The sequence below is a fragment of the Acidocella aluminiidurans genome (assembly GCF_055383125.1).
Window position 1 is genome coordinate 1,805,613 of record NZ_AP031589.1, and the last position, 26,040, is coordinate 1,831,652.

The 26,040-nt window shown below is 62.9% G+C and carries 18 protein-coding genes; 1 reads left to right on the plus strand and 17 read right to left on the minus strand.

What is annotated here, in order from left to right; genetic code table 11:
* Nucleotides 1-37: 37 nt before the first annotated feature.
* Together ACZ46S_RS09060 and ACZ46S_RS09065 are read right to left on the minus strand one after the other, a co-directional pair.
* Nucleotides 38-1,621, minus strand: a complete 1,584-nt coding sequence (locus tag ACZ46S_RS09060) for an amidohydrolase (protein WP_464064241.1) — start codon at nucleotides 1,619-1,621, stop codon at nucleotides 38-40.
* A gap of 41 nt (nucleotides 1,622-1,662) precedes the next feature.
* Nucleotides 1,663-3,159: an APC family permease gene (locus ACZ46S_RS09065; RefSeq protein WP_464064242.1), complete on the minus strand. Its 1,497-nt coding sequence runs from the start codon at nucleotides 3,157-3,159 to the stop codon at nucleotides 1,663-1,665.
* A 211-nt stretch (nucleotides 3,160-3,370) separates the two neighbouring features.
* Here ACZ46S_RS09065 and ACZ46S_RS09070 point away from each other — a divergent pair, with 211 nt between their 5' ends.
* Nucleotides 3,371-4,396 carry an AraC family transcriptional regulator gene (locus ACZ46S_RS09070; protein ID WP_464064243.1) on the plus strand — a complete coding sequence of 342 codons (1,026 nt, stop codon included), beginning with the start codon at nucleotides 3,371-3,373 and terminating at the stop codon, nucleotides 4,394-4,396.
* Between the two features lie 190 nt (nucleotides 4,397-4,586).
* On the opposite strand, the gene ACZ46S_RS09075 is transcribed toward ACZ46S_RS09070, so the two are convergent.
* The 15 genes from ACZ46S_RS09075 to ACZ46S_RS09145 all read right to left on the minus strand — a co-directional run bounded on the left by ACZ46S_RS09075 (nucleotide 4,587) and on the right by ACZ46S_RS09145 (nucleotide 25,987).
* Complete coding sequence (locus ACZ46S_RS09075) at nucleotides 4,587-5,045, minus strand: DUF3237 domain-containing protein (RefSeq protein WP_464064244.1); 459 nt, start codon at nucleotides 5,043-5,045, stop codon at nucleotides 4,587-4,589.
* A gap of 142 nt (nucleotides 5,046-5,187) precedes the next feature.
* A complete protein-coding gene (locus ACZ46S_RS09080) occupies nucleotides 5,188-6,390 on the minus strand; it encodes an outer membrane beta-barrel protein (protein ID WP_464064245.1) in 1,203 nt (400 codons plus the stop codon).
* 306 nt (nucleotides 6,391-6,696) lie between these two features.
* Nucleotides 6,697-8,460, minus strand: coding sequence for an ABC transporter ATP-binding protein (locus tag ACZ46S_RS09085; protein ID WP_464064274.1), 1,764 nt, complete (start codon nucleotides 8,458-8,460; stop codon nucleotides 6,697-6,699).
* Nucleotides 8,461-8,864: 404 nt separating this feature from the next.
* Entirely contained in the window at nucleotides 8,865-10,238 is a 1,374-nt protein-coding gene (locus tag ACZ46S_RS09090) for an efflux transporter outer membrane subunit (RefSeq protein ID WP_464064246.1), read from the minus strand.
* Complete coding sequence (locus ACZ46S_RS09095) at nucleotides 10,228-13,224, minus strand: efflux RND transporter permease subunit (RefSeq protein ID WP_464064247.1); 2,997 nt, start codon at nucleotides 13,222-13,224, stop codon at nucleotides 10,228-10,230. The genes ACZ46S_RS09090 and ACZ46S_RS09095 overlap by 11 nt, the downstream gene beginning before the upstream one ends.
* Nucleotides 13,221-14,255 carry an efflux RND transporter periplasmic adaptor subunit gene (locus ACZ46S_RS09100; RefSeq protein WP_464064248.1) on the minus strand — a complete coding sequence of 345 codons (1,035 nt, stop codon included), beginning with the start codon at nucleotides 14,253-14,255 and terminating at the stop codon, nucleotides 13,221-13,223. Before ACZ46S_RS09100 ends, ACZ46S_RS09095 begins: the two co-directional genes overlap by 4 nt.
* A gap of 99 nt (nucleotides 14,256-14,354) precedes the next feature.
* The gene (locus tag ACZ46S_RS09105; RefSeq protein ID WP_026439808.1) at nucleotides 14,355-14,774 is read right to left on the minus strand and encodes an ExbD/TolR family protein; all 420 of its coding nucleotides are present in this window, start codon (nucleotides 14,772-14,774) and stop codon (nucleotides 14,355-14,357) included.
* 4 nt (nucleotides 14,775-14,778) lie between these two features.
* Nucleotides 14,779-15,432 (minus strand): MotA/TolQ/ExbB proton channel family protein, encoded by a 654-nt coding sequence (locus ACZ46S_RS09110; RefSeq protein WP_295741750.1) that lies wholly within the window; start codon nucleotides 15,430-15,432, stop codon nucleotides 14,779-14,781.
* Between the two features lie 11 nt (nucleotides 15,433-15,443).
* Complete coding sequence (locus tag ACZ46S_RS09115) at nucleotides 15,444-17,237, minus strand: dipeptide ABC transporter ATP-binding protein (protein ID WP_464064275.1); 1,794 nt, start codon at nucleotides 17,235-17,237, stop codon at nucleotides 15,444-15,446.
* A gap of 5 nt (nucleotides 17,238-17,242) precedes the next feature.
* On the minus strand, nucleotides 17,243-18,082 hold the full coding sequence (locus ACZ46S_RS09120; protein WP_295741755.1) for an ABC transporter permease: 840 nt from the start codon (nucleotides 18,080-18,082) through the stop codon (nucleotides 17,243-17,245).
* A gap of 7 nt (nucleotides 18,083-18,089) precedes the next feature.
* A complete protein-coding gene (locus ACZ46S_RS09125; protein WP_464064249.1) occupies nucleotides 18,090-19,043 on the minus strand; it encodes an ABC transporter permease in 954 nt (317 codons plus the stop codon).
* Nucleotides 19,040-20,689: a peptide ABC transporter substrate-binding protein gene (locus ACZ46S_RS09130; protein WP_464064250.1), complete on the minus strand. Its 1,650-nt coding sequence runs from the start codon at nucleotides 20,687-20,689 to the stop codon at nucleotides 19,040-19,042. Before ACZ46S_RS09130 ends, ACZ46S_RS09125 begins: the two co-directional genes overlap by 4 nt.
* The gene (locus tag ACZ46S_RS09135; protein ID WP_464064251.1) at nucleotides 20,686-22,311 is read right to left on the minus strand and encodes a peptide ABC transporter substrate-binding protein; all 1,626 of its coding nucleotides are present in this window, start codon (nucleotides 22,309-22,311) and stop codon (nucleotides 20,686-20,688) included. Before ACZ46S_RS09135 ends, ACZ46S_RS09130 begins: the two co-directional genes overlap by 4 nt.
* Nucleotides 22,312-22,414: 103 nt before the next feature.
* Nucleotides 22,415-24,766, minus strand: coding sequence for a TonB-dependent receptor (locus ACZ46S_RS09140; RefSeq protein ID WP_464064252.1), 2,352 nt, complete (start codon nucleotides 24,764-24,766; stop codon nucleotides 22,415-22,417).
* Between the two features lie 453 nt (nucleotides 24,767-25,219).
* Nucleotides 25,220-25,987, minus strand: a complete 768-nt coding sequence (locus tag ACZ46S_RS09145) for an energy transducer TonB family protein (RefSeq protein WP_464064253.1) — start codon at nucleotides 25,985-25,987, stop codon at nucleotides 25,220-25,222.
* Nucleotides 25,988-26,040 lie beyond the last annotated feature (53 nt).

The window sequence follows — 26,040 nt, forward strand, 5'->3', positions numbered from 1 at the left end:
TTTTTAAAAAGGCGGCACCCAGGGCGTTTCGGTTTTGTCACTCAGCCAGGCGATGCGTCACCTGACCGTCGCTCAATGTCACCCGGAACGGCGCCGTTCCCAGCTCATCGATACCGGCATTGAGCGGATCGACGGAAAATCCCGTCAGATCCGCGTCATAGCCCGGCAGCACCGCGCCCAGCCTGGTCTCCTCCTGCACCGCATAGGCGGTATGGCGGGTCAAACCGGCCAGCGCCGCGGCACGCGAGAGGGTTTGATCCGCGCCCACGGGCGGCAGCGCGCGCCCCGGCAGCCGGCGCGCCACCGCACAGGCCAGGATCTCACGCGCATCATACGGGGCGATCGGCCAGTCAGAGCCGAGCACCAGAGGCACATCTGTCGCGGCGATGTCGGCGGTGCGCCAGCCGCGCGCCGCGCGCACCGGCCCCAGACGCTGCGACCACGGATCGCTCAGATCAGCGCTGGCATAGCGCACCGCGTGAGAGGGCTGCATCGAAGGCAACACCTGCAACGAAGCGAACCGGCCGATATCCTCATCGGGCAGGGTTTCGATATGCTCCACCCGGTGGCGCGCCGCCGCTCTGATCGGCGCCGGCAGGCTGGCCAGCGTATCCAGCACGTGCCGCACCGCCTTGTCGCCGATCGCATGGGTGGCGGTGTGCACCCCCCGCTCGCCGAAAAACCGCACCGCCTCGCTATAGGCCTCCGGGGAAGGCCAATGCGGTCCGGTGGAGCCGCCCTGCGTGTCCGGCTCATGCAGCCAGGCGGTGCCGGCATCGATGGTGCCGTCGATGAAGAATTTCGCCCCGCAGACCCGCCAGAGCCGGCCGGCGCGGCTCTGCAGAGCCAGAACCGCCTCCAGCGCCGCGCGCGTGGCACCGGGATTCACCCAGGGAAGAATATGAAAGCGCAAGGGCAGCTTTGCTTGCGCCTCCAGCGCTTCAAAACAATCCAGACTGTCGCCATTGGCGTCCATCACATGCATGCCGGTCAGGCCGGCGGCGGCCATGCGCTCGAACAAGGTGCGCATCGAGGCCAGGCGCGCCGCCTGGTCCAGGCGCGGCAGCACGGCACGGACCAGCTCCACCGCCTCCGTCTCCAGCAAGCTGCCGGTGGGGCGGCCCGCCGCATCGCAGAGAATTTGCGCCCCGCTGGCAAAGCGGCGCGGCCCGGCGATGCCGGCCAGGGCCAGCGCCGCGCGGCTGACCATGGCGCCATGATAATCGAAGAACAGCAGAAACACCGGCCGGCCGCCGGCAGCCTCATCCAGCATATCCGCCGGATGCCCGGCTTGCGCCAGCAGCGAGGGGTCCAGCCCGTGGCCTTGCAGCCAGGCGTCCGGCGGCAGCGCGGCCGCTGCCCGCGCCAGGGCGGCACGCAGCTCCGCCGCGTCGCGGACCTCGGCCAGATCCAGCCCGATCTGCAGATCATGCCCCTGGATCGGGTGGGCATGGCCATCGACCAGGCCGGGGGTCAGATAGCCGCCGGCCAGATCGATCGTCTCGGTCCCCGGGCCGCGCCAGGCCGCCATCTCCGCCGCCCGTCCGAGCGCGCAAATCTTGCCGCCGGCCAGCGCCAGGCAATCCGCATCCTCGCGCCAGCCCAGCCCATCGGGGCGCAATATATGGCTATTACAAATTATGATATCTGCAAAGCTGGTCATTACGCTTCATCCTCCGGGACGACATAGCCAAGCCGGTCGATCGCGGCCCCTCGCGTGGCTAATTTGTAGATCGTGGCGGCGAGCGCGAGCACGAAAATGCCGCCGATATAAATCCAGAACCGGTTGGCCGGCGGGGGCTGGTAAGGCGAGACCGCCTGGTAGAGCCCGTTGCCAATGGTGACAACACCGATCAGGGCCGGCAGGACATGCCGAAACAACCCAAACCGCGCCCGGTCCGTCCGCCAGATGAACACGGGGCAGAGCAAGGCCATCAGGAAATAGCCAACCGTGATCGGCGCGGCGCCGATGCCGGCCAGATAGCCCGTGCCGGTGACCGCATCGCCGTTGAACAGGAAATAGGCGGCGATCACGAAAAAGCCGATCAGCAGGGTCCAGATCAAAATCGACATCACGGGGGCGCGGGAGATGGCGCTTACCCGCGCGAAGGGGGCGGGCAGCAAGCCGCCACGCGCGGCGGCATAGGTCCAGCGGGACACCGCGGTAACCGATGCGACATAGCAGCCGATGGCGCTGCTCAGGCCGATGAACACCATCACCCAATGGAACCAGGGCAGGTAATGGTCGGTGAGCTCAATGAAGGGCGCCGCATTGGTGGGGTCGGCAAGGCGGGTCATGCCGGGGCCGGCGCCATGCCAGGCGGCATAGCCAGACACCACCGCCCAGGTCACCAGAATATACAGCAAGCCGATGATGGCGATGGAGCCGATCACCGCGATCGGCACGTTGCGGCGGGGGTGGCGCAACTCCTCGCCCAGGCTGCCGGAATTCTCCCAGCCGACATAGCTGAACAAGGCGGCGGTGAAGACGATGCCGTTGAGCCCGGCGAACCCGCCGGGCATGCCCCCCGCCGGATGCAACGGCGCGGCCAGCGCCGGACCGGAATGCGCCAGCACGATGACGGAAAACAGGATCAGCCCCACCGCCTCGACTAGGAACAGCACGAAGGCGGCATGGGTGGAGGCGGCGATGCCGCGCAGCAAGACCGGCACGCTGAGGACGATCCCCGCCAAGGCGATGATCAGCCACCAGATGTTCGGCAAGCCCAGCGCGGTCTGCACCCAGGAGCCCAGAAACACCGAGACCGAGGCCAAGGTGATCGGCCCGCCGAGAATGCCGAGATAGAAGGTCAGGGCGCTGGTGAAGCGGCCATAGCCAGGGCGTATGGCGTTGCCGCCATGATAGATGAAGCCGATGAAGCTGCCGGCGCTCGGCACCCGCACGGCGAATTCCGAGAGATTCCAGCCCGTTGCGGCAATGGCGAAGCCGGTGATGAGGAAGGTCCAGGGCGTGAAGCTGCCCATGAAGGCGGCGATCAGCCCGATCAGCGAGAAAATCGCCTCCGCGGGCGCGATATTCGCCAAGGTCGAGGCGAAGGCTTCCGCCAGGCCGATAGCGCCGCGCTTCAGCCCGGCATCGGATGTTGCGATCAGAATGGAGGGAGCCCCCGGCTCAACCTGCTCGATTATTTCACTCATGAACCCCGCCTCATTGTTATGTTTCCACGGATCAGGGGCCAAGCCTAACGCCGCCCGGCGCCGGGGGGAGCGGGAGCCCGCGCCAAAAACTTGTCAAAACACGCCAGCCTCCCCAGCCCCCATATTGCGTTTGCGCGCCGGGGGGATAAGACGAAGAACCGGGAGAAAACACCATCCGCGGTTTACCGCAGGAAGGAATGATAAATTGTCCGTGCCAAAACCAGCCGAATCGCGGATCCGCGCGATCACGTTGCAACCTTTCATCGAACACCCGCAGGTGCCGCCTGATTTGCGCCGGGCGCTGCTCGACCGTTATGGCATCGATCCTGCCATGATCAGCGACCCTTATCGTTGGATCAGGCTGGAAACCGCCTCCTTATTGATCGAACAGGCGGCGGCGCTGAGTGGCGATCCCTGTCTGGGGGCGCGGATCGGGATGACCTATAAGGCGGACCAGGCCGGGCCGTTTGGCGCGCTGTTCAGCGCCAGCTCCAGCCTCGCGGATATTTTCGCCCATTATCCGAAATTCGCGCCGCTGATTCAGAGCCATACGCAGATGCGGGTGGAGCAGCGCGATGGGCTGTGCGTGCTCAGCTACCGGATTCACGACCCCGCGGTGCCGATGCGCTGCCAGGACACCGAAATGACCGCCGCCAGCGCGATCAGCTTCATCCGCGGCTTCCTGTCGCGCAACTGGAGCCCGCTGGAGGTGCAATTCGCCCATGCCGGCCAGGGGCGGGAGGCGGCGTTGCGGCAGATTTTCCGCGCGCCGGTGCATTTCGGCCTCTCGGAGAGCCGGATCATCATCGCCGCCGCCGATGTCACGCGCTCCAACCCTTTGGCCACCCCCTCCTTGCGGCCGGTGGTGCTGCGGCATCTGGAGGATTTGCTGGCGCGCGAAAGCCAGCCCTCCAGCCTGGGCGAGAGCCTGCGCGCGACGATCCGGCATTTGCTGGGGCGCGGGCCGGTGACGCTGCATGATGTTGCCCGGGAGCTGGGATTTTCCGTGCGCACGCTGCAAAGGCGGCTGCAGGATGAGCGGCTGAATTTCCGCCTGCTGCTGGAGGAGGAGCGGCGTGGACTCGCGGAAACCATGCTGGATAATCCCGGCTTGCCGATGAAGCAGATCGCCGCGCGGCTCGGCTATAGCGAACTTTCCGGCTTCTCGCGCGCCTGCCGCGGCTGGACCGGCAAATCGCCCCGCGCCATGCGCCAGGCGGCGCAACCTGGCCTGTAAGGCCCGCCTCTCGAAACGCGCAGCCTATACGGACGGCAGCGCCACACCGCCTACGCCGCGATGAACCCGGTGCTCATTGGACCCATATCGGTCGATCATGGCGCCGGATTCATGCGTTGATATCGGCGGTTGATGGCGTTTCGATGAGACTTTGCACCAACATTTGGCGTTCCTGAAACTCAAGACTTCATCAAAGAATTTCAAAAATCTTGATCAGGACGTGATCATGCCGGAAGGCGCCGCTGCCGATGAAGAGACGCTCGCTCAGCCAGCCATGCGGCCCTTCCGGCGCCTCGAACCGGGGCGCACAGCGGAAATAATAGGCGGCCTCGTCGACGCTCTCGCCCGCATCCAAACGCCGCAGCAGCGCCGCATCGGCGATGAACAGGCCTTGATTGCGGATATAGATCGGCGTGCCGTCCTCGGCCTGCAACACATAATGAGCATCCAGCACCGAACAGCCATTCGCGCGCACCCATTCATAATCCGCCCCGCCGGGCAGCACGCGCCCTTGCAGGCGCGGCCCCCGCACCCATCCGCCGGTGATCGGGTTGATGCGCCTGTGCCCGTGGCGGCCTGGGCCGCCATCCAGCGGCGGTGCAAGCGCGGCGTTGATCTCGAAAGCGAATTCCAGGCGTGGATCGTTCATAAGTCCAGGCATCCTTGTGGTGAAGTTTACAAAGAAATACGGCGGGCCGGCCTGCGGCCCGGCCGCTGTGGCCAGTGTGATTCAGCTTTGATTGAGCGCGCAGCTTTATCCGGTCAAACGATGGCGTTTGACCGGATGTTGCTCAAAACAAGACCCCCGCCTCAAGCAGGCCCTGCACCACATCGCGCCCCCCGGCTTGATTGCCGAAGGCGCCAACCTGCCCGTTGCCGGCATAGGAGCCGTTGAGCAGGTGCATGTAGCCGGCGGAGGCACGCACGAAGAGATCCTTATGCTGCCAGCTTGGGGTGATGGCAAAGCCCACCCCGCGCGCCCCCGGTGCGATGAACCAGGTATCCGGCCCGTTGCTGGTGAAATATTCCGCAAAACCACCGATCTCGTAAGGTGTGTTGGCGATTGGATAATCCGCGAACAGCGCGGCGCCGAACATGCTGGAGAATTTGCGCATCGCCGCGGCGCCGGGCTGGGCCAGCCGCGCATCCGCCTTGGCATATTGATACTGGATTTCCGGGGTGAGGCTCAGCGCGCCGTCACTAAATGTGTAATAGGCGCCGAACATCTGCGAATTGGCATAGTTTGGGCCGGCGGTGCCAACCGTGGCGAAATGCGCGGGATCTCCATAAGAACCGGTACCAGCATAGGTTTTGGCGTTCAGCCCAACCCGCCCGAGCGCCCCCGCATAATAGGCGGCGATGGATTGCCCGTGCGGCAACTGGTAGGTCGCCACCGCCTGCATCGTGTTGAACACCCCCGTCTCATAGCCATCGCCCCAGGCGATCGTGGCGTTCAGCGCCTTGCTGGCATAGTTGAGCTCGGCGCCGCGGAACATCGAACTCTGCGTGTAAAACAGCGCGCTGGTGAACAGGTTGAAATTATACCAGTCCGTGCCGGCTTCGAATCCTTCCAGTGAAATCAGCTGTCCGGCAGAGAGTGTCACCGGGCTGCCCGGCGGGGCGATGGTCAGATAGCCGTAATAAAGCGGCCCGGTCGCCAGGCTGTTGACACTGGCCTGAAGCGGCGCGCTGCCCAGCGGCATGGCGCCGGTATTGGCGCCGATGGCGAGGTTGAACTGCACCAGCCCCGCCGGTTTCTGCAGCTCGATCAACGCGTTCGCCAGCCTGGTGCCGGTGATGTTGTTGCCGTTAAAGGCCGCGTGGCTGGTGCCGCTCTGCACGAAGCCATACCCATCCGCGCCGCCGGAAAGAGTGAGTTTTCCCAGCCAGGCGCCGTCAATTTCGATGCCCGCCGGCGGGGTGAGCGCCATCGCGCTGCCGGCCACCGCCAGCCAGCCGCAAAGACCGGCCAAGCCAATCTTGTATAAATCCATTTTCGAGGCTCCCATTCTTTTCGCGCGCGAGATCCGTCCGCGCTTTGTTTCGCTCAGGGCGGTGGGAGGTTTCCCACTGCAGCCCGCAGAATGGCAGCTTCATGGCGCGGCGATGAACGCCGGCACATGCCAAAATCTTGTCAAACAGCGCCAAACGCGGCGATCCTCCGGCCGGCTTCTGTTTTGGCCAGAATTTTCATGTGTTTATCGTGACGCTGCCGCGCCCATCCAAACCTGCGCTGCGCGCGTCATCGCCCGGCCGCGCCACTGAGCGGCCGGGCGATGACGTCAGGGATTGCCGCCGGCTCAGGATTCGACAGGCAACAAGCCCATCGCTTGGCGTTCGAACAGCCGGCGATAGATGCCGCCCTCACGCGCCAACAACGCCTCATGCGGCCCTTCCTCCGCCAGCCGGCCGCGATCGAACACCAGGATCCGATCCAGCGCGCGCACGGTGGAGAGACGATGCGCGATGACGATCACGGTGCGGCCGGTCATCAGCCGTTCCATCGCTTCCTGAATCAAAGCCTCGGATTCGGAATCCAGGCTGGCCGTCGCCTCGTCGAGAATCAGGATCGGGGCATTCGCCAGGAAGGCGCGGGCGATGGCGACACGCTGGCGCTCACCGCCAGAGAGCTTCACCCCGCGCTCGCCGACCAGCGTCTGGTAGCCGCGCGGCAGCCGGGCGATGAACTCATGCGCGTTGGCGAGCCAGGCGGCCTGCTCGATCTCCGCCAGGCTGGCGCCGGGCCGGGCATAGGCGATGTTATCCGCCAGCGAGCGATGAAACAGGATCGGCTCCTGCGCCACGATGGCGAGATTGGCGCGCAGGCTGGCCTGGCGGACAGCGCGGATATCCTGCCCGTCGATCCTGATCGCGCCGGCGCTGACATCGTGCAGGCGCTGCAACAGCTTGACGAAACTGGTCTTGCCCGAGCCGGAATGGCCGACCAGCCCGACCCGCTCGCCCGCCGCGATGCGCAGTGAAAAATCCTCGAACAACGGCAAGGCGTGCGGCCCGTAGCGGAACCCGACCCGATCGAAGACGATCTCGCCATTGCCGATGCGGATTGGCCGCGCGTCGGGCGCATCCTCCACCCCCAGCCTTTGGCCGTGCAGCGCCACCAGCTCCTCCATATCGTTCACGCCGCGTTGCAGATTCGAGATGTGAAAGCCGATATCGCGCAGATAGCCGTGGATAACAAAGTAGGCGGTGAGCACGGTCGCGATGTCGCCGGGCGAGGCGCGGCCGCTCCACCAGAGCCAGACCGCGAGCGAGGTGACGCCGGTGCGCAGCAGCAGCAGCGCCACGCCCTGAATGGTGCCGGAATTGGTGCCGCGGATCCAGGTGCGGCGGGTACGCGCGGCCCATTTCGCCAGCACACCGCGCAGAATCTCGTCCTCACGGACTTCCGCGCCGAAGGCCTTCACCACCGCGTTGCAGGAGATCGCATCCGCGAGGGCGCCGCCGACCCTTGTATCCCAGCGATTGGAGAGCTGGGCCGCGGGCGCCACCCAGGCCACCGAGAGCACCGTGGCCAGCGTGATATAAAGCAGGGCACCACCAGCCAGCAGCCCGCCCATCACCGGCCAGCGCCAGCCCAGCACCGCCGCGGTGCCACCCAACACGCACAAGGCCGGCAGCAGCGCCACCAGCAGCGTGTCGTTCAGCATGTCGATCGCCCACATGCCGCGGGTGATCTTGCGCTGGACCGAGCCGGCGAAGCTGTTGGCGTGCCAGTCCGAAGAGAAACGCTGCACGCGGTTGAAGGCCTCCTGCGCGGATTCAGCCATGTTGCGCAGGCTGAGCGCGACCACGCCGCGAAACACGATATTGCGCAGCAGCGTCTGCGAGGCGCCGAGCCCGGCCATGATGCCGACCGTCACCAGCGCCGCGTGCGCTTCGCGCAGGCGCGGCCCGGTGGCAGAGACATCGGTGACCAGCTTGCCGGCGAAAAGCGGCATCAGCACATCCGTCAGCGTCGCGCCGATCATCGCCGCGACGATCATCGCGACGAGCCAGGCATGGCGGCGCCAAAGCCGCAGCAGAAATAACAGCACGCGGCCCATCGGGCCCGCGGAATTCTTATCGATGAGTGACACGGTTGCTCCCGGCCCTGAACGGGTCGGCCTTCCGGCTGAATGAAATGAAAAAGAAAAAGGGGCGGAGAAAAAGGCCGGCTATACGCCGGCGCGCGCGCCACAGGCGGAGGGATAGAGAATAAATGATTTCATCAGCCCCTCCTTTAAAAGATTGAAACGAGGCTGGTTGAGTAGCAGCGGGGCACAGGCTCTGTCCAGGATTTTTTTTGCACCGCAACCAAATTTTTCAGGAAGCTTTGGTTTCAAAAAAACCGAGACAAAAACTGCAATAAATCTGAGATATTCATTTGAATTAAAATGTCTCTCACAGGCCTGCCCACGACCGATGATTTTGCCTTACGGATGGTGGACGGAATGATCCTCAAAAAACGTCAATTGGCCATGGCGCTTTGCAGCGTCGCGATGGCGGCGAGCAGCGTGGTGCGGGCCTGGATTTGCGACAGCGCCGCCTGCGCCGCCTGGGTCTGGGCGGTCAGCACCGTGGTGTAATCCACCGCGCCCAGCCGGTATTGCGCGGCGGCGAGCTGGTAGGCGCGATCCGCGGTTTGCGCGGCGGCGCTGGCGCGGGCCAGGGCGTCCTGGCCATTCCGCACCGCGCTCAACGCATCCGCCGCCTGGGCAAAGGCGTTGAGCACGGCGCCATGATAGGCGCTGAGCGCCCCGGCCAGCTGCGCCTGCGCCGCCTGCTTATGGGCGCGCAGCGTGCCGCCTTCGTAAAGCGGTGCCAGCAAATTGCCGGCGAGCACCCAAAAGGCCGAGCTGGTGTTGAACAGCGCGCTGGTGAGTTCGGCGGCATAGCCGCCCGTGGCCGAGAGGCTCAGATCCGGGTACATATGCGCGACCGCGACGCCAAGTGCCGCGTGCTGGGCCGCCACCTGCGCCAGCGCGGCGCGGATATCCGGCCGGTTGCGCAGATAGGCGCTCGGCAGCACCACGGGAATATTGGCAGGCAACGCCAGCGCGGCGAGGCGCGGATCCGGCGCGATGAACGAGGCGGGCAGGCTCCCGGTGAGCACCGCCAGCCGGTCGCGCTGCTGCTGCGCCTGGGTGCGCAGAGCCGGCAGGCTCGCCTGGGTGGCGAGGATGGTGCTCTGCTGCTGCAGGACATCGAGTTGCGGAATCGCGCCATCCGCATATTCGCCCTGCAGCAGGGTGAGCAGACGCTGCTCGGTGGCGATGATGCGGCTGGTGGTCTCGATCTGGGCCTCGTCCCCCGCCAGGGCGATGGCGGCGGCGGCGATGTTGCCGGTGACGCTCTGGCGCGCCGCGTCCAGCTCCGCCGCCTGGTAGGCGGCCAGCGCGGCGCCGTTGGCGAAGGTGAAATGCCGCGCCCCGAACAGACCGGGATCGTAACTGATCTCGCCGGCCAGGGTGTAGATCGTATAAGGCGGGTAGCCGTTCGGCCCGGTCGGGTAGGATTGCCGGGAGACCGCCGGATAACCGGACGGCCCCAGCACAAGCTGCGGCAGAAAGGCGCCATCGGCCGCCCGTGCATTGTCCCGCGCCGCCGCCAGGGCGGCGCTGGCCTGGGCGATGTCGCTGTTGGCGCGCAGGCCGCTTTGCTCCAGCCGGTCCAAGGCGGGATTGTCGAAGATTTGCCACCAATCGGTAGGCAGCGCCGCCACCTGCCCGCCCTGCCCCGGCAGATAGGCGCTGGCCTTCACCGTCACGTCCGGCGCCGGCAGGTTCGGGGCGCACCCGGCCAGGGCCAAAGCGAGCAGCAGGAGGAGGCGCTCAGCCCGCATGGCGCCGCCGATGGAGCAGGCAATAGAGAGCCGGGACCGCGAACAAGGAGAGCAGGAAGCCCCCACCCATGCCGGTCGCCAGCACCGCGCCGAGATCGTAGCGGATGGTGGCTTGCGGGCCGGAGGCCAGCAGCAGCGGCACCGCCCCGCCCAGCAGCGCCAGCGTGATCATCAGGATCGGCCGGAAGCGCAGCCGCGCCGCGCGCAGCGCCGCGGCGCGGGTGGGCAAGCCGAGCGCCGAGCCTTCATGCGCCACCTGCACGAACAGGATCCCCTGACGCGCGATCAGCCCCCAGACCGTCAGCAGCGCGATCTCGGTGACGATGTTCAACGTCGCCCCGCCCGCCAGGCACAAAATCAGCGGCCCCAGACTGGCCAGCGGCACGGTGGCGATGACCACGAAGGGATCACGCAGGGACCGGAACTGCGCGGCCAGCAGGAAGAACAGCCCGGCCAGGCCGAACGCGAACAGCTTGGCATTCTGCGCATTCGCCTCGCGATAGGTTTCCGACGGGCCGCTATAGCCGAAGCTGAGATCGCGGGTGGGCTGCGCCGCGAAGGCGCGACGCAGCGTCGCCAGCGCCCGGCTCATCGCCACCCCGGCATGGGGCTGCGCCTGGATATTGACACTGGGCAGACCCTGCCAGGAGCCGAGCGCGTTGGGCAGCTCCTCCCCAACCAGCGACGCCACGGTGCCCAACGGCACGCTGCCGCCCGCCGCCGTGGGCACCAGCAAGGCCAGCAAGGTGGCGGGACGCAGCCGGTCGGGCAGCGCCAGGGTGACGTTCAACGCATCGCCCCTCACATCCACCTGGCCGAGCTGGGCATGTGAGAGCGCGGCGCTGACCACCTCGTCGATATCCGACTCACTGATGCCGAGCCGGGCGGCGAGCAGCCGGTTGATCCGCAGCCGGTACTGATATTGCGGCTGGCCGGGCGAGATCTGTACGAAATCGAAATCGCCGCTGGCATAGGCGGCGCTTTGCATTTTGGCGGCGATGGCGAGCAGCCGCGCGGCGCTGGCCTGGCCGGAGATGTTGACGGACACGGGGAGATCCTGCGCGCCGGGCAGGCCGGTATCCTGCGAGACATAGGCGGCGAGGCCCGGCAGGGCGGCGAGCGCGCCGGAGAGCCGGTCAACCGCCCGCGCCGCCTGCCCGGGTGTGGCGAAGGTGTAGCCGCCGAAAATCGCGTGCTGGGACTCCACCGCCACCAGCCAGTCCGGCAGGCCGGGATAGAGGCGGTGCAGCAGCGCCTCCATGGTGAGCGCCTGGGCGTTGAGATAAGCCTGCGAGGCGCCATTCGGCCCGGCGGCGTAGATATTCACATCCAGCCCATCGGGCGCGGGGTCGAGATTGCGCGGGGCGAGGGCCGCCAGCACCGCGCAGCCCGCCACCGCCAGCAGCACCAGCGCCGCGACCAGCCTGGTTCTGTCCAGCAATGGCGTGAGCCGCCGGACATAGCCATCGCGAATTTTATCCAGCAGCCCGGTGCCCGGCTTGTGCACGTAAGTCCGGCTCGCCCACATCGCGATGCTGGGCACGATGCCCAGCGCCACCGCCAGCGAGACCAGGAAGGCCGAGATCAGCACCAGCGCGAACGGCCGGAACAAGGCGGCGGTGAGGCCCGAGAGAAAGCCCAGCGGCAGAAAGGCGACCACCAGCGTCGAGGAGATCGCCGCCAGCACCGGCGCGAGGCGGGTGATGGCCAGTTCCGCCGCCTCACGCGCCGGCGCGCCCTCGGCGGTGCGACGAAAAATATCCTCGACGACGACGATCGCGTCATCCACCACCAGCCCGACCGCCAGCACCAACGCGATGATGGTGAAGAGATTGAAGCTCTGGCCGCAGACGCGCATCACCAGCCCGGCGCCGAGCAGGGACAGGAAAATGGCCAGGAACGGCGCCGCCGCCGCGCGCAGGCTGCCCAGCGCGGCGACGGTGATGGCGCCGACCAGCAGGATGGTGACCAGCAACGTCATCGCCAGATCGCGCAGCGATTCCGTGACGCCGATCGACTGATCGTAGCTGACAACGAGCTTCACCCCCGGCGGCATCATCGGCTGCAGCGTGCCGACCAGCCGGCGCAGCTGCGCCGCGACCGCGATGATGTTGCCGCCCGGCGCCACCCCGGCCGCGACATACACGCAAGGCACGCGGTTCCACCAGGCCATGCCGCCGCCATCGGTAAAGCCGATCGCGGCCTTGGCGACATCGCCCAGCCGGGTGGTGCCGCCCGCCCCGGCCCCCAGCGGCAACGCCGTCAGGGCGTCCTGGCTGGTCAGATCGCCACCGGTATTCACCGGCATCGCGGCGGCGCCATCGCGCAGCGTGCCGGCCGCGGCGACGGTGCTGGCCCCGGCGAGGCTGCGCGCGACCTGCGCCGTGGTCAGGCCCTGCGCCAGCAGCCGCAGCGGATCGGCCGTGACCAGCAGCGCCGGGGGGGAGGAATAGAGCGTCACCGGGCCGATGCCCGGCACCGTCTCCAGACGCGGCACGATATTGCTGATGGTAAAGGCGGTGACCGCCGCCGCGCTCAGGCTCGGCGGGAACAGTACCGAGATGTTGAGTTCCTGATTGGCATTGTCGTCACCGACGATTTTCAACGCCGATGGCTGCACCGCCGCCGGCAGATTATCCCGCGCGGCATTGGTGGCGGCGAGGATTTCCGCGAACACCGTATCCGGCACCGCGCCGGGGGCGAGGAAGGCGTTGATGTCGGCATTGCCCGGCTGGGTCGAGCCGGTGACATATTGCACCCCGGCGATCGCGGAGACCGCGTTTTCCAGCGGCAAGGTGACGAATTTATCCACCGTCGCCGCGTCGGCGCCCGGAAAATTGGTTGAGATATCGATATAGCGCGGCGGAATCACCGGGCTGGAGCGGACCGGCAGGCTGACCACAGAGGCCAGACCAAACAGCCCCAGCGCCGCCGCCGCCAGCCCGACAAGCACCGGCTGGCGCAGCAATTTCACCCAGATGCTCAAGGCGTTTGCGGGCTCACGCGCTGGCCATCGGTGAGGCGGAAGCCGCCGAGTGCGACGATGCTCTGCCCGGCGCCGAGGCCCGGCGCCTGAATGATGCTGTCATCCCCCACCCGGCCCAGGATTTTTACATAGAGGCTGTGCACCACGCTGCCGCCCTGGCCGGGCGAGAGCACGAGGACATAAGGCCCCAGCATGGAATCAGTCAGCGCCGTGCTGGGCACCTGGAGCGCCGGAACGGGCGCGCCGGTGGCGATCTCGACCACGCCATTCATGCCGGAGAGCAGTGAAGGGGTTTCGCCATCCAGCCGCCCCTCGGCGGGCCGCGCATCGCTCGCGCTGTCCAGCGCCGGGCCAAGGGCCACCAGCCGCCCTGGCACGCTGAGCTGGGCGCCGTCGCCCAGCGGGGCGGTGAAGCGCAGCGCCTCACCCGGCGCCAGCCCGGCCTGCTCGGCCTGAGGGACGCTGAAATAGAGCTTGAGCGGCCCCGGCGCCGCCAGCGTCACCACGCTCTGCCCGGCCTGCAGATAGTCGCCCGGGTCAATCTCGCGGATGCCGGCAATGCCCGCGAAGGGCGCGATGATCTCTCCCTGCGCCAGCGTCGCCTGGTCCAGCCGCAGCTGCGCCTGGTCCTCCGCCAGCACCGCCTGCGCCTGCTCCAGGGCGGATTGGCTGGCGCCGGAGATCGCCATCAGCTTTTCGGTGCGGGCGAGCGCGCGCGCCGCTTGCGCCAGCTTCGCCTGGTCCAGCGCCAGCTGCGCCTGCTCGGGCGCGACATCCAGGACCACCAGCACCGCGCCGGCGGCGACCGCCTGGCCGGAGTGGAAATTCACCTGGGTGACGACACCGCCGCGCCCTGGCGCCAAAACCGCCTGTTGCGCGGCCGCCAGATGCGCGGAAAACCTCGCCTGGTCGCGCCATTGCACCTTGATTGGCCGCGTGATGGGCACGCTTGTTTGCGCCCAGGCCGCGCCGGACAGCGCGGCGGCAAGAACCAGGCCGGAAAGAAAGCTCACACCGCGAATGGAAAGCACCCCTGTCTATCCATCGCCGCGTCGCAGACTCGGCGATGGTTTATATGTTTGTGCCGGACCGGTTGCGGACCGTGCAAGCCCGGACCGCAACCGCTTTATTCAAGATCCGTCGTGATTATCCGTGGCGATGCCGATATTGGTGATGCCGGCCTTGCGCACCAGATCCATCACGCTCATCAGCTGCTGCAGCTTGGTGCCCTTGTCCCCGGCGACGATCACATCGGTATCGTGCCCGGCCTTCTCGCCTTCGAGATAGGTTTCCAGCTGGGTATCGTCCATCACCTGGTCCTTCACATGCATCGCGCCTTGCTGGTCGATGATGATCACCACCTGGGTGTGCGGCAAGGGCTGCGCGGTGGAAGCGCCGGGCAGATGCAGCGTGACACCCGAATCCGGGATCATGCGCAGCACGATCATCACGAAGAACACCAGCAGGAACATCATGATGTCGATCATCGGCACGATTTCGAGCCGGGGCTTCTCCCGCTCCAGCGGGTCGTGGCGGCGTCTGCGGGCCATGCGCTTAGCCCCCCGCCGACAGGCGCACCGGACGCGCCGGCTCGACCCGGGTCTCGCGGCCCTGCATGCGGTTGATCAGCACCACCTTGATCAACTCCAGCTGATGCATGATCTCACGCGACAAAGTGCTGTAATAATTCACAAAATAAACCGCGATGATGGCGATGAGCAGGCCCGCGCCGGTGGAGACCAGCGCATCCGCGATGCCGCCCGTGACCTTCGAGGGGCCGCCATTGGAGGAGAGCACGTTGAAGGCCTGAATCATGCCGACGATGGTGCCGAACAGGCCGAGCAGCGGCGCGATGGTGACGGAGGTATCCAGCACCCAGAGCCGGCGCGTGATCTTCGGGCTGGCGGCGAGGATTTCCTCGTCCAGCCGCAGATCCATGTCCTCAGCGCTTTCGCCGCGAATGGCGATGGCTGTGCTGATCAGCCGGCTCTGCAGCGCATCGCTCGAAGCCTCGACGATCGCCTGCAGCCCGTCCACATCGTTATCCGGAACCTTGCGCAGATTGCTGTGCGCATAGCGACCCTGGCGCAGGATTTTCTTGAGGATATAAAACCGCTCCACCGCGACGGCGAGGGTGATGATCAGCAGCACCGGCATGATCGCCAGCAGGCCGCCGGTCAACATGACCAATCGAACAAATTCCAACATGATAAAAACTCCTAAGCTTGCATGGGTTGAAGTTGCGGGGCCGCGCCAATGAGCGCCCGCGTGTAGGCTGCGCGCGGCGCCGAGAGCAGCGCCGCGGTCTCGTTCATCTCGACGATCCGGCCGGCATTGAGCACGGCGATCCGGTCAGACATGTAGCTGACGACCGCGAAATCATGGCTGATGAGAATGTAGGAGAGAGCGTGCTTGAGGCTGAGATCCTTCAGCAGGTTCAGCAACATCGCCTGGGTGGAGACATCGAGCGCCGAGGTCGGCTCATCGAGCACGATCAATTCCGGTTCCGCCGCCAGGGCGCGGGCGATGGCGATGCGCTGCGCCTGGCCGCCGGAGACATCGCCAGGATGGCGCGCCGCCATCTCGGGATTCAGGCCGACCTGGCCCAGCAGCGCCTCCACCCGCGCGCGGCGCGCGGCGTTGTTCATGCCGCCGCGCAGCCGCAGCGGCTCGGCGATCACCTCGCCGATGGTCATGCGCGGATTCATGCTCTCCCGCGGGTCCTGGAAAACAACCTGAATTTTCCGGCGCAAATCCCGCTTCGCGCGGCCGGCCATGGCGTGGAAATCATGACCATCGAGCGTGACCTGACCGTCATACTCGATCATTTGCAGCACCGCGCGGCCGAGGCTGGATTTGCCAGAACCGCTCTCGCCGACCACGCCCAGACATTCGCCGCGCCCGAGCCGGAAGCTGACCTCGGCCAGCGAGGGGGGCAGACGGCGCGCCGCCCCGAACCAACCGCCGGCACCGCGATAGCGCACGCCGAGATCCGTCACATCGAGCAGCGGCGCGAAGTTTCGCGCGGGGCGCGGGGCCAGGCTCTCGGCAAAGGCCGGCCGGGACGGGCGCGGCAGCGGATAGAGGCAGGCGGCCAGCGTGGCGCCTTGCGCATTCGCCTGCGGGTAGGCGGCGCTACAGCCCTCGCCAGCATAGGCGCAGCGCGGCGCGAACCGGCAGCCGGGCGGGCGCTGTTCCGGCTCGGGCAAATTCCCCGGAATGTTGCGCAGCCGCGCCTGGCCCAGCCGCGCCACCGAGCCCAGCAAAGCCTCGGAATAAGGGTGACGCGGGTGCTGAAAAAACGACGCCGCCGCGCCCCATTCCACCGAGCGCCCGGCATACAGCACATGGATCGAATCCGCATGTTCCTGCACCACCGAGAGATCATGCGTGACAAAGAGCACCGCCATGTCGCGCTCGCGCCGCAGCCGCGCGATCAACGCCATGATCTGCTGCGCGATCAGCGGATCAAGACCGGTGGTAGGCTCATCGGCGATCAGCAAATGCGGCGAGCAGGCCAGCGACATCGCGATCATCACGCGTTGGCGCATGCCGCCAGAAAACTGGTGCGGATAATCATTGAGCCGGCTTTTCGCATCCGGAATGCCAACCTCGTCCAACAGCTCCAGCGCCCGGGCCCGGGCCTGCGCCGCGCCGCCGCCTTGATGCACCTGCCAGGCTTCGCCGATCTGTGCTGCGATGGTGCGGCTCGGATTCAGCGCCGCGAGCGGATTCTGAAAGACCATGGCAACCGATTTGCCGCGGACCTGGCGCATGCGCGGCTCCGCGACGGCGGCGAGATTTTCACCGTTCAGCAGAATCTCGCCGCTAATTTTCGCCCCTGGCGGCAACAGACGCATGATGGCCAGTGCCGCGATGGTTTTACCGGAGCCACTTTCGCCGACCAGCGCCTGCATTTCACCCGGTGCGATGCGGAGATTGAGCTGGTCGAGAATGGCCACATTGCTGCCGCCGCGATTCAGCGTGACGGATAAATTCTTGATCTCGAGCACGGCGTTCAACGCTTATTCCCCCAGATTTGCAACAGCCCCTGCCCCGTCAACGACGCCGCCAGGAGCGCGCCAAAAATCAACAGGCCGGGCGGCAGGATCAGCCACCACGGATCGAGTGCGGCGATATCCAGCGCGCCTTGCAGCAAGCTGCCCCAACTTTCCTGCGGCGGCTGCACGCCAAGCCCCAAAAAGGAGAGCGCGGATGTGGCCAGAACCGAATCGCCAATCATGAAGGTGCCGTTGACCACCAGGATCGGCGCGATCACGCGCAGCAGATGCACCCGTGCGAGGTAGGCTGACGAGGCACCGGATTGCCGGGCCGCCAGCATGAAATCACGGCCGCGCTGCGCCAGCACCTCGTTGCGGACGAGCCGCGCCAGGCTCGGCCAGGAGATCAGACCCAAGAGCAGGATGAGATTGAAATTGGATTGCGGCACCAGCGCCGCGAAGAACAGCAACACGATGAGGCTGGGCAGCGCCAGCACCACATCGAGCAGGCGCATCAGCAAACGGTCGAGCCAGGCGGGGCCGAGACCGGAGATGAAGCCGTAGGTGACACCTATGAAAAAAGCCAGGACCGCCGCCGGCAACGCCACGATCAAGGTGGTGAAGCCGCCGGAGAGCAGCAAGGCCAGCGCATCCCGCCCCAGCTCATCCGTACCGAACAGAAACTGCCCGTCCGGCGCTTGCAAGGCGTGCGAAGGGTGAATCGTGTAGGGGTTCACCGGATCCAAAAAGGGCGCCACGAAGCCGAGGAACAGGATCAACGCGCTCAGGACCAGGCCGGCCTTCAGCGTCGCGTTGCCGGCGAGCCGCCCGCCCAGCGACTTCGAAAGACTGAGCATCGCCGCCTCACTCATAGCTCGCCCTCGGATCCAGCAGGCCGTTGACCAGATCGGCCAGCAAATTGCCGAGCACGGTGAGCACGCCGATGACCAGGACAATCGCGATCAGGATCGGATAATCCTGCGACAAGGCCGAGCGCCACATGAGCCAGCCCAGGCCTGGATAGTTGAAAACGGATTCCACGATGACACCGCCAGTGAAAATGTAGGGAAAGGAGAGTCCCAGGATGGTAATGAGGGGCCGCAGGGCATTGCGCATCACGTGCCGGAACAGAATCGACGCGAAGCCCACCCCTTTCGCCCGCGCCGTACGGACATAATCCTTCCCCAGCTCCTCATGCACCGCCTCGCCAAAATAGCGCGACAGGGAAGAGACCGTGAGCAGCGATACCGTGGTGACCGGCAGCACCAGATGCGCGGCGAAGCTGGCGATACCGGCGTGCGGATCGCGAAGATCGATAATGCCGCTGGCGGGAAGCCAATGGACATCGACAGCGAACCAAAGGATCAGCATCGCGGCCACAAAAAAGGGCGGTAACGCGTAGAAGCCGAGCTGAAACGCGCCGATCAGCTTAGCCGGCCAACGGCCAAACCATACGCCCTGAATGAGCCCCAGCGCGATCGACAAGGCCGTACTGATGATAATGGAAACGGTATAGAAGATGAGAGTATTTCTCTCATATACCCAGAGCAGCTGTCCGACTGGACGGTTGAGCAAATAGGAATAGCCAAGCTCCCCATGCAGCAAGTGCCATATCCAGAGGCCGAATTGCTTGAGCAAAGGCTGGTCCAGCCCAAGGCGCTGGTTGAGCTGGGCGACCGATTCCGGCGTCGCTTTCTGCCCGAGAATCGAGTAGGCGGGACCGCCCGGCGTAAGATGCGCCAGAAAAAACACCAGCGCCACCAGGATAAAAAGAGACAGGCAAGATGAGGCAAGACGCCTGAGGATCATCTTCATCATTGCGCTTCCCTCCCCTGCGGCGATTCGCAATATAATTTTTCAGGATAGTAATTATAGAGCTGATCGACAAAGCCCGCGGCACCCTTGATCCGGTTATGGGCGAGCATGGCGACGCCTTCGCGTTCCATGAAGAGCACCGGCTGCTGCGCGCTGGCATAGGTCTCATAAGCGTACAGGCCGCTCAGTCCTGGTTGATTTGTGCTTTCATCGATCAGCTTATCCATGGTTGGATCTGAATATCCGCCGGAATTTTCAAAAGATCCCGTCTTGAAGTTGAGCTCGCCAGTAGGATAAGCGCCAACGTCACCGCCCAATCCGGTCGCTTCCCAATCTGCATGTGGATCGTTCAGCAACGCCATAACCTGATTGAATTCCATTTCCCTTACCCGCATATCAATCCCGATCCGACGCAGATAGGCCTGCGTCATCAGGGTGATCTGCTGCCCCAAGACACTCCCCGTGGTATCAAGGAAGGTGAATTCCAGCTTCTTTCCGTCTTTCTGCATGATTCCGTCAGCGCCTGGGCTGTATCCGGCCTGCTCCAAAAGCTGCCGCGCATGTGCGGGATCATAGCTCACCGGATAATGGCCAGCCTGCATCGCGGGTGTCAGGAATGTCGGTGGCTGCGTGGGAACGGGTCCCCAGTGCTCGGCACCTATGCCATGATCGATAAGTTGTATCATTTCCTGTTGATCAATCGCATCTTCCATAGCCTGGCGAACCCGTACATCGCGGAAGAACGCCACCTTTGGATTGCGGAAATTTAGAACTAAATCGTTGTAATCGAGTGGCATCGGAAGCTTGATCTTGTAGGCGCCAGAGAGATGCTGCACGGCATTCCAGAGACCGAAGGGTATGTTGATCATATCCAGCTCGCCATCTTCAAATTGCTGGACGGTCTGGCCATCGGTATCCACGAATTTAAAAATAAATCTGTTGAAATTGAGCTTCGCAAACGGCCATTTTTGATTTGGGACCATTATCAGATCCTGCCCGACATGCAATGCCAGCGGCTTCAAAGGTCCATCCACGACCTGGAAAAATTTCACGTCGCTCTGGTGCTGATAGATTTCATCAGAGGTGAAATGTTTCCAGACATGTTCTGGCAAGGGCGACAGCAGGAGCAAGCCGTTCATGATGAACCATTGCGGATTCACTTGCCGCTTCAGAACGACGCGGAATTCCTCGGGACCGATAATCTGCAACTGCTTGATGATATCTGGCATCCCGCCAGCGCCATAATACGCATATGTCGCGCCGAAGGACTGGATCAATTTCCAGGTATAGGCAACATCGGCACTTGTCACCGGCACACCGTCAGACCAAACCCAGGGGCGCATCTTCACATCGAAACTTGTCCCCTGGTCCGGCGTCGTTACCGAGCTGGCAATGCTACGTGACCAGTCAATCTGCAGGGTCGCGCCGCTTATCCATAATAGCGGCTGAAACATCAAAGATGAGGCTTCCGCATTGTAAAGCGAATTGGTGAGCAGAGGATTGAAGTTGGTGACATCAGCACCGGTACCAATGCCAATGCCGGTCGGTACGATGATGGTTCCACAATTTCCAGGAATGGGGCTTGATGTTCCGGCAATCGCCGGCGCATGCACGGCCAGCGCCACGGCGCCGGCGAGCAGATATTTCAATGCGCGGTGCAAAACAACTTCTCCGGCGCCCACATGCCTAGCGGGTTCATGAAATCTCGAACACCATGAACATTCTCTCTTGCAAGAACCGAATACTCCTCCTCTGGCAAAAAGATCACCGGCTGTTGCGCCGAAGCATAATCCTGGTAGGCAAACAAAGCCTGCATGCCAGGCAGGTTGGTGCTTTCGTCAATCAGTTGATCCATTGTTTTATCTGCATAACCATTATTGTTATAATAACCGCCCGTTTTGAAAAGATATTCTCCACTCGGGTACGGCGACAGATCCTCCGCGATCAGGATGGCCTGCCAGCTTTGCGGCATACTGACCATGGCTGTCAAAAGCTCGTTAAACTCGACCTGCTGCACCTTCATATCTATGCCTACCGCTTTCAGATCCTGCTGGATGAGCTCAGCGATTTCAATCCGCATGTCCTGCCCCGCCGGAATCTCCAAAGTAAATTCGAGCCTCTGCCCGTCTTTCTGAAGAATGCCATCCTTCCCCGGGGTGAAGCCGGCGGCTTTGAGCAGCATCCGAGCCTTCTGAGGGTTATAGCCGACCGGATAGTCGCCTTGCTTGGCCGATGGGGATAGAAAATTGGCGGGCACTGGCGGGACAGGATTATAGGTTTCAATACCGTGCCCATGGAAAGCGATCCGAATGATCTCTTTTTGGTTGATCGCGTCGGCCAGGGCCTGGCGTACACGGATATCCTTGAAAAAACCAGTCGATTTATTAAGGAGGTTTGGCACCAGTTCGTTCCAGGAATAGGCGGGCGGCATTGTCACCAGCCTTGTACCCCGCATTCCAGCGGCTTTGCTATAAAGATCGAACGGGACATTGCCCATATCTATATCGCCAGATTGAACGGCCTGCAGCTCTTCGCCCTCATTATTTTGAAACTTCATAAAAAACCGTTCAAAATGCATTTTGGCGCCGGGGTAAAGAGGATTCGGCACGAATTCAGCATATTGTCCGATCGCCAGTTTTCGGATTTTCAAAGGACCATCGACAACCGAAAAAAAAGCCGGGTTCGATTGCTCATCCCAAATCTGATTGGTTGTATATTTTCCCCATATATGTTGCGGCAGCGGCGTGAATTGGGAAATGCCGTTGAGAATGAACCATTGTGGATTAACCGCATGCTTGAGTACGATCCGCACATGCTCGGCATCGGGTGCGGTCATGCTCTGGATGAGCATCGGCACGCCACCGCCACCATATCTTGAATAGTTCTGGCCGTAGCTCTGTATGAGCTTGTAGGTATAGAGAATATCGGCGCTGGTAACCGGAACACCATCCGACCACACCCAAGGCCGCAGCGTGATATCGAACGTCTTGCCGTCATCGCCAATGGAAATGGAGCTCGCGAGCGAGCGCGTCCAGTCAATGTCGTGATTGCGATTGACCCATATGAGCTGCTCAAACATCATCCATATCGCCTCTTGATTATAAAGAGACGTTACGAATAGCGGGTTGAATGAGGTGACATCCGCCCCGGGGCCAATTCCCAGACCCGGCGGAATGACGATGGTGTGGCAATCATTCTGAATGGCACGCGCGGAAAAAGGCACAGCTTGAAACACGAGCATGCAGCCGAAAAGAAAGGCACGAAAATTCATCTTTAAGGTTTTTTGCTTCGGTCGACATGCCAGGAAACGCATAAGCTTCAACTTCAAATCAGGTAGAAGGAAATCCCGGCGGCGAACCGCCGGGATCCGTGGCTTAGAACCTGGCGACAAGATCCAGCTGCAAGGAGCGCGGCGGGCCGATCAAACCGGATTCATATTCCGGAAGGACCGAGTAGACGCCCTTATATGCAACTTCGGAGTTATATTTGTAGGTGTAATAATGCACGTCGAAAATATTCAGCGCCGTGAAGGTCAGCTTCAGGCTCTTGATCCGGTGGGTGTTCACCGGGATCTTGTAGCTGGCGTTGAAATTGAAGATCAAATTCGGATCATTGGTGTTTTGAAGATCCGTTGTCGTCGCGCCGGAGAGCATGCTTCCCGGATCGCTGGGCGTCAGAATATCGTAGGTTTGATTTTCCCGGCCCGTATATTGCGCGGATACTTCAGCGGTCCAAGGCCCTTTATCATAATCAAGGGCGACATTGGCCAGGTAGGTCGGGGTGTTCGAGAATGGCGTACCCTTAAAGGCATAGCCAAACTGATCGTTGGCCAGGGTCACGAACTCGAAGGCACTGTCCGTATAGTCGGTGTTATTATAGGAAAAATTCCCAGAGAGCGTAACCGCGGGTGTCAGGCGTGCCTTACCCGCAACCTCAACGCCGCGGACCAGGAAGCCGCCCTGGTTGGCGTAGTAGGAGGTGCCAGTGAGATAGTTTTCATAGAAAGAGAACGCGTCGTTCACCTTCTGATAGAAATAGTCGGCGCTTAAGTAAAGATCAGGCGTGTCATAACGCAACCCCGCCTCATACATATGCACGATTTCAGGTGTCGGCGCGGTTTCAGACCCCGAAAGCGGGTTGGATCCTGAGCCGTAATCCGAGACAGGCGAGAACAGCGAGCCCTTGCCGTAGGTCGCATAAGGCGTCAGATGCCATGGCAGATCATAGGAAATGCCGATATAGGGTTCGCCGACTTTGGTGAAATTCTGATATTTCCCGGTCGCCGCAGAGAAATTCTGCTGCACAATGTTGCTGGTATAGGCCGAGGTGACCCGAAAGGCCGGCTCGATATGCAGCTTGTTCTTGAGCAGATCGATCTTGTCCGAAATATAGCCGACATAGACGGAACGCTGATAGGCACCACCAAGAACGTCAGAATTATAGCCGTTGATCTGATTCTCCTGCGCCAAATCGCTGCCGTAAATATATTGCGTCTGGCTCGAAGTTTGCTTGGCGATCAAGCCACCGATTGCGATCGTGTTATGTGGCAGATGGATGTTCAGCTGCGGCGTGAAGCCGTAGGTGTTCCCCCATGTATGCCAGAACTCAGACGATTCGCCCGCTCCCGCGCTGCCGAATACGGCGGTCGGGTTGTAGGTGAAAGCCGAAGATGGTGTGATATCGCCGTAAAAAGTCTCCGGACACTGCGCATTGACCGCGTAGGGCAAGCTGCCATCGGTCGTGGAGGGGGCGCAATAAGAATCAACCTTCTGGTCCTGGTGGATATAGAATACCGAACCCTGGAAATCCAGATATTGGTTGATATAGCTCTTATCGCTGAGGATCGTGGTCAGGAATTTTCCGTACTGATTATAATAGCCCAGATTGGTCGGGAAATTATAGTTCCAGCCATATTTATCAATCAGCGCGGTCGGCGTTGGCGTGCTTTGAATCGTGCCGTTACCCTGGTTGAAGATCACCAGCAACCCGACCTGGGTCAAGCCATCGTCAAACGGCTTTACCGTATTCATCAGGAAATTATGATAATGCGCCGGGGTGTTGGCGACATAGCCGGCGGTTTCACTCTGGTCGTAAAGCAGCAAGGTCTTTGGCGCGTCAACGCCATTATACCATTTGCCGGTATTGATGGTGAAACCGAAATGGGAGGTGTCGAAAGAGCCATAGCCACCTTCAAGTTCCGCATAAGGCTTGTCGGTCGGCGCTTTGGCCGTGTAGGCAATGGTGCCGCCGACGGTGCCAAAGCCTTGGCGCTCCGGCGGCGCCACGCCAGGATAGACCGTGGCTGAGTCGATTTCCGGCAGCGTGATCGGCCCGCTGACATTGTTGGAGAGATAATCCCCGGCGCCGCCCAACAGGCTGGTGATCGGCACGCCGTCCAGCGTTTCCGCCAGCTCGTCATTTTTCACACCGCGAATGGCCAAAGTCGGCGCGCTCTGGCCCGGCCCCTGCGCGTAGGCGGTGACGGAAGGCGCTTGTTTAAGCAAGGTCTGGATGGACCCCATGGTGGGGTTCACGCGTGTCACGCTCTTGCTGTCGAGCTCGGTGATGGAGCTGGGGAGATCCTTCTCCTTCAGGAGATTTTTCTTATAGCGTATATGTACCTTTTGAATTTCGTAGGCGCTGGTGCCGCTGGCGCTGCCGAGGCCCGGCACGATCACCGGATCTTCCGTCGTGGCGGCGCTCTGCGCGTGAGCGACATGATTCATCGATACGGCGCCGACAAAGCTGCACGCCGTAAACAGCAATAAATGCTTTCGAAGGTTGCTTGCCTTATTCTTCATACGAAGCCTCTTGTTGTTGATCCCCATCTGCCCAGCCCATGTTTCAATGCGCCCAGCGAGACATTGGGGCCTAATGAGCAAGCATGATGCCAAGCCCAGGCTTTGATTCAGCTTCGCGACAAAAATTAACGAAATTAATTATAAGATTTCCAAAAGCGCGGTTGCGGCATTATGTTTATGTCTGCTGCATTACCTATTGAGTGGGAATATGTCTAAAACTGCAGTAGATTGCATGCACCTAAAAGAGGCGATCGGCGACACTCTCCTTAGCCAACAAAAAATGCCCGCCTTGAGAAGGGCGGGCATTTCATCGAGGCTCTAAAAAACAGGCTTTTGCTGTTTAGATTTTAGGCTTTCTTGTTCTCGCGACGAGAAACTTTAATCATTGCCGCCATCGCCAGGGCTGATCTCCACCGGCACCTCGAAAGTCAAGGCGGAACCTGGCATGTTGCTGTTGAAGGCGGGGAAATGCGCCTCGCGCGCATGGTCCAGCGCGGTCTTGTCGATCAGCGGATTACCGCTTGAGCGCACCAGGCTGACCGCGATGATCCGGCCGCTGGGATCAACCTCGATCTTGATCACCGCCGTTCCTGACAGCCCCATCTGAGAAATGCCCGGCGGCACGCTTTGGTTGGCCTGGATGATCGCGTGCATGGTGGCGCCGTAGGGGCCGATGCCGCTGGTCGGCGCCGCAGCCGGAGGGGCCGGGTGCGGCGGCGGCGGGGCCGGCGTGGCGCGCGCGGCTGGCTGCGGCGGCTGCGGCTTTGGCGGCGCCGGGGTATGATGCACCACCGGCCGCGGCGGCGGCGGCTTGATGACGTGATGCACCGGCGGGGGCGGTTTCGTCGCCACCACGATTTTGCTCGGCACCGGCGGCGGCTTCGGGATCACCGCCGGCACCGGCTTGGGCGGCGGCACGACTTTCGGCGGCGGCGGCGGTGGCGGCTTGGGTTGCGGCAAGCTGGTCAGGCTGGCCTGCGTCACCTGGATGGTTTGTGGAACGGTTTTCGGCTTTATGCCGAGCGTTACCCATAAAGCCGCCAGGGAGATCAAGGCCACCAGGAGGATGGCAATGATCGTTGCCTGGGGCAGGCCGAGTTCCGGCGCCTCCCAGTCTTGGCGGTGCCGATCAATCGCTGCGTGCAAGTCCGCGTCCTTATCTTTGTGAGACCCTCCAGAGAAGGGCCGGGATTGGCAAT

Excerpts from the sequence above, each read along its gene's own strand:
- ACZ46S_RS09065 (WP_464064242.1), bottom strand. The coding sequence starts at position 3,159 with ATGAGTGAAATAATCGAGCAGGTTGAGCCGGGGGCTCCCTCCATTCTG.
- ACZ46S_RS09075 (WP_464064244.1), bottom strand. The coding sequence starts at position 5,045 with ATGAACGATCCACGCCTGGAATTCGCTTTCGAGATCAACGCCGCGCTT.
- ACZ46S_RS09080 (WP_464064245.1), bottom strand. The coding sequence starts at position 6,390 with ATGGATTTATACAAGATTGGCTTGGCCGGTCTTTGCGGCTGGCTGGCG.
- ACZ46S_RS09085 (WP_464064274.1), bottom strand. The coding sequence starts at position 8,460 with ATGGGCCGCGTGCTGTTATTTCTGCTGCGGCTTTGGCGCCGCCATGCC.
- ACZ46S_RS09090 (WP_464064246.1), bottom strand. The coding sequence starts at position 10,238 with ATGCGGGCTGAGCGCCTCCTCCTGCTGCTCGCTTTGGCCCTGGCCGGG.
- ACZ46S_RS09105 (WP_026439808.1), bottom strand. The coding sequence starts at position 14,774 with ATGGCCCGCAGACGCCGCCACGACCCGCTGGAGCGGGAGAAGCCCCGG.
- ACZ46S_RS09110 (WP_295741750.1), bottom strand. The coding sequence starts at position 15,432 with ATGTTGGAATTTGTTCGATTGGTCATGTTGACCGGCGGCCTGCTGGCG.
- ACZ46S_RS09120 (WP_295741755.1), bottom strand. The coding sequence starts at position 18,082 with ATGCTCAGTCTTTCGAAGTCGCTGGGCGGGCGGCTCGCCGGCAACGCG.
- ACZ46S_RS09125 (WP_464064249.1), bottom strand. The coding sequence starts at position 19,043 with ATGATGAAGATGATCCTCAGGCGTCTTGCCTCATCTTGCCTGTCTCTT.
- ACZ46S_RS09135 (WP_464064251.1), bottom strand. The coding sequence starts at position 22,311 with ATGAATTTTCGTGCCTTTCTTTTCGGCTGCATGCTCGTGTTTCAAGCT.
- ACZ46S_RS09140 (WP_464064252.1), bottom strand. The coding sequence starts at position 24,766 with ATGAATCATGTCGCTCACGCGCAGAGCGCCGCCACGACGGAAGATCCG.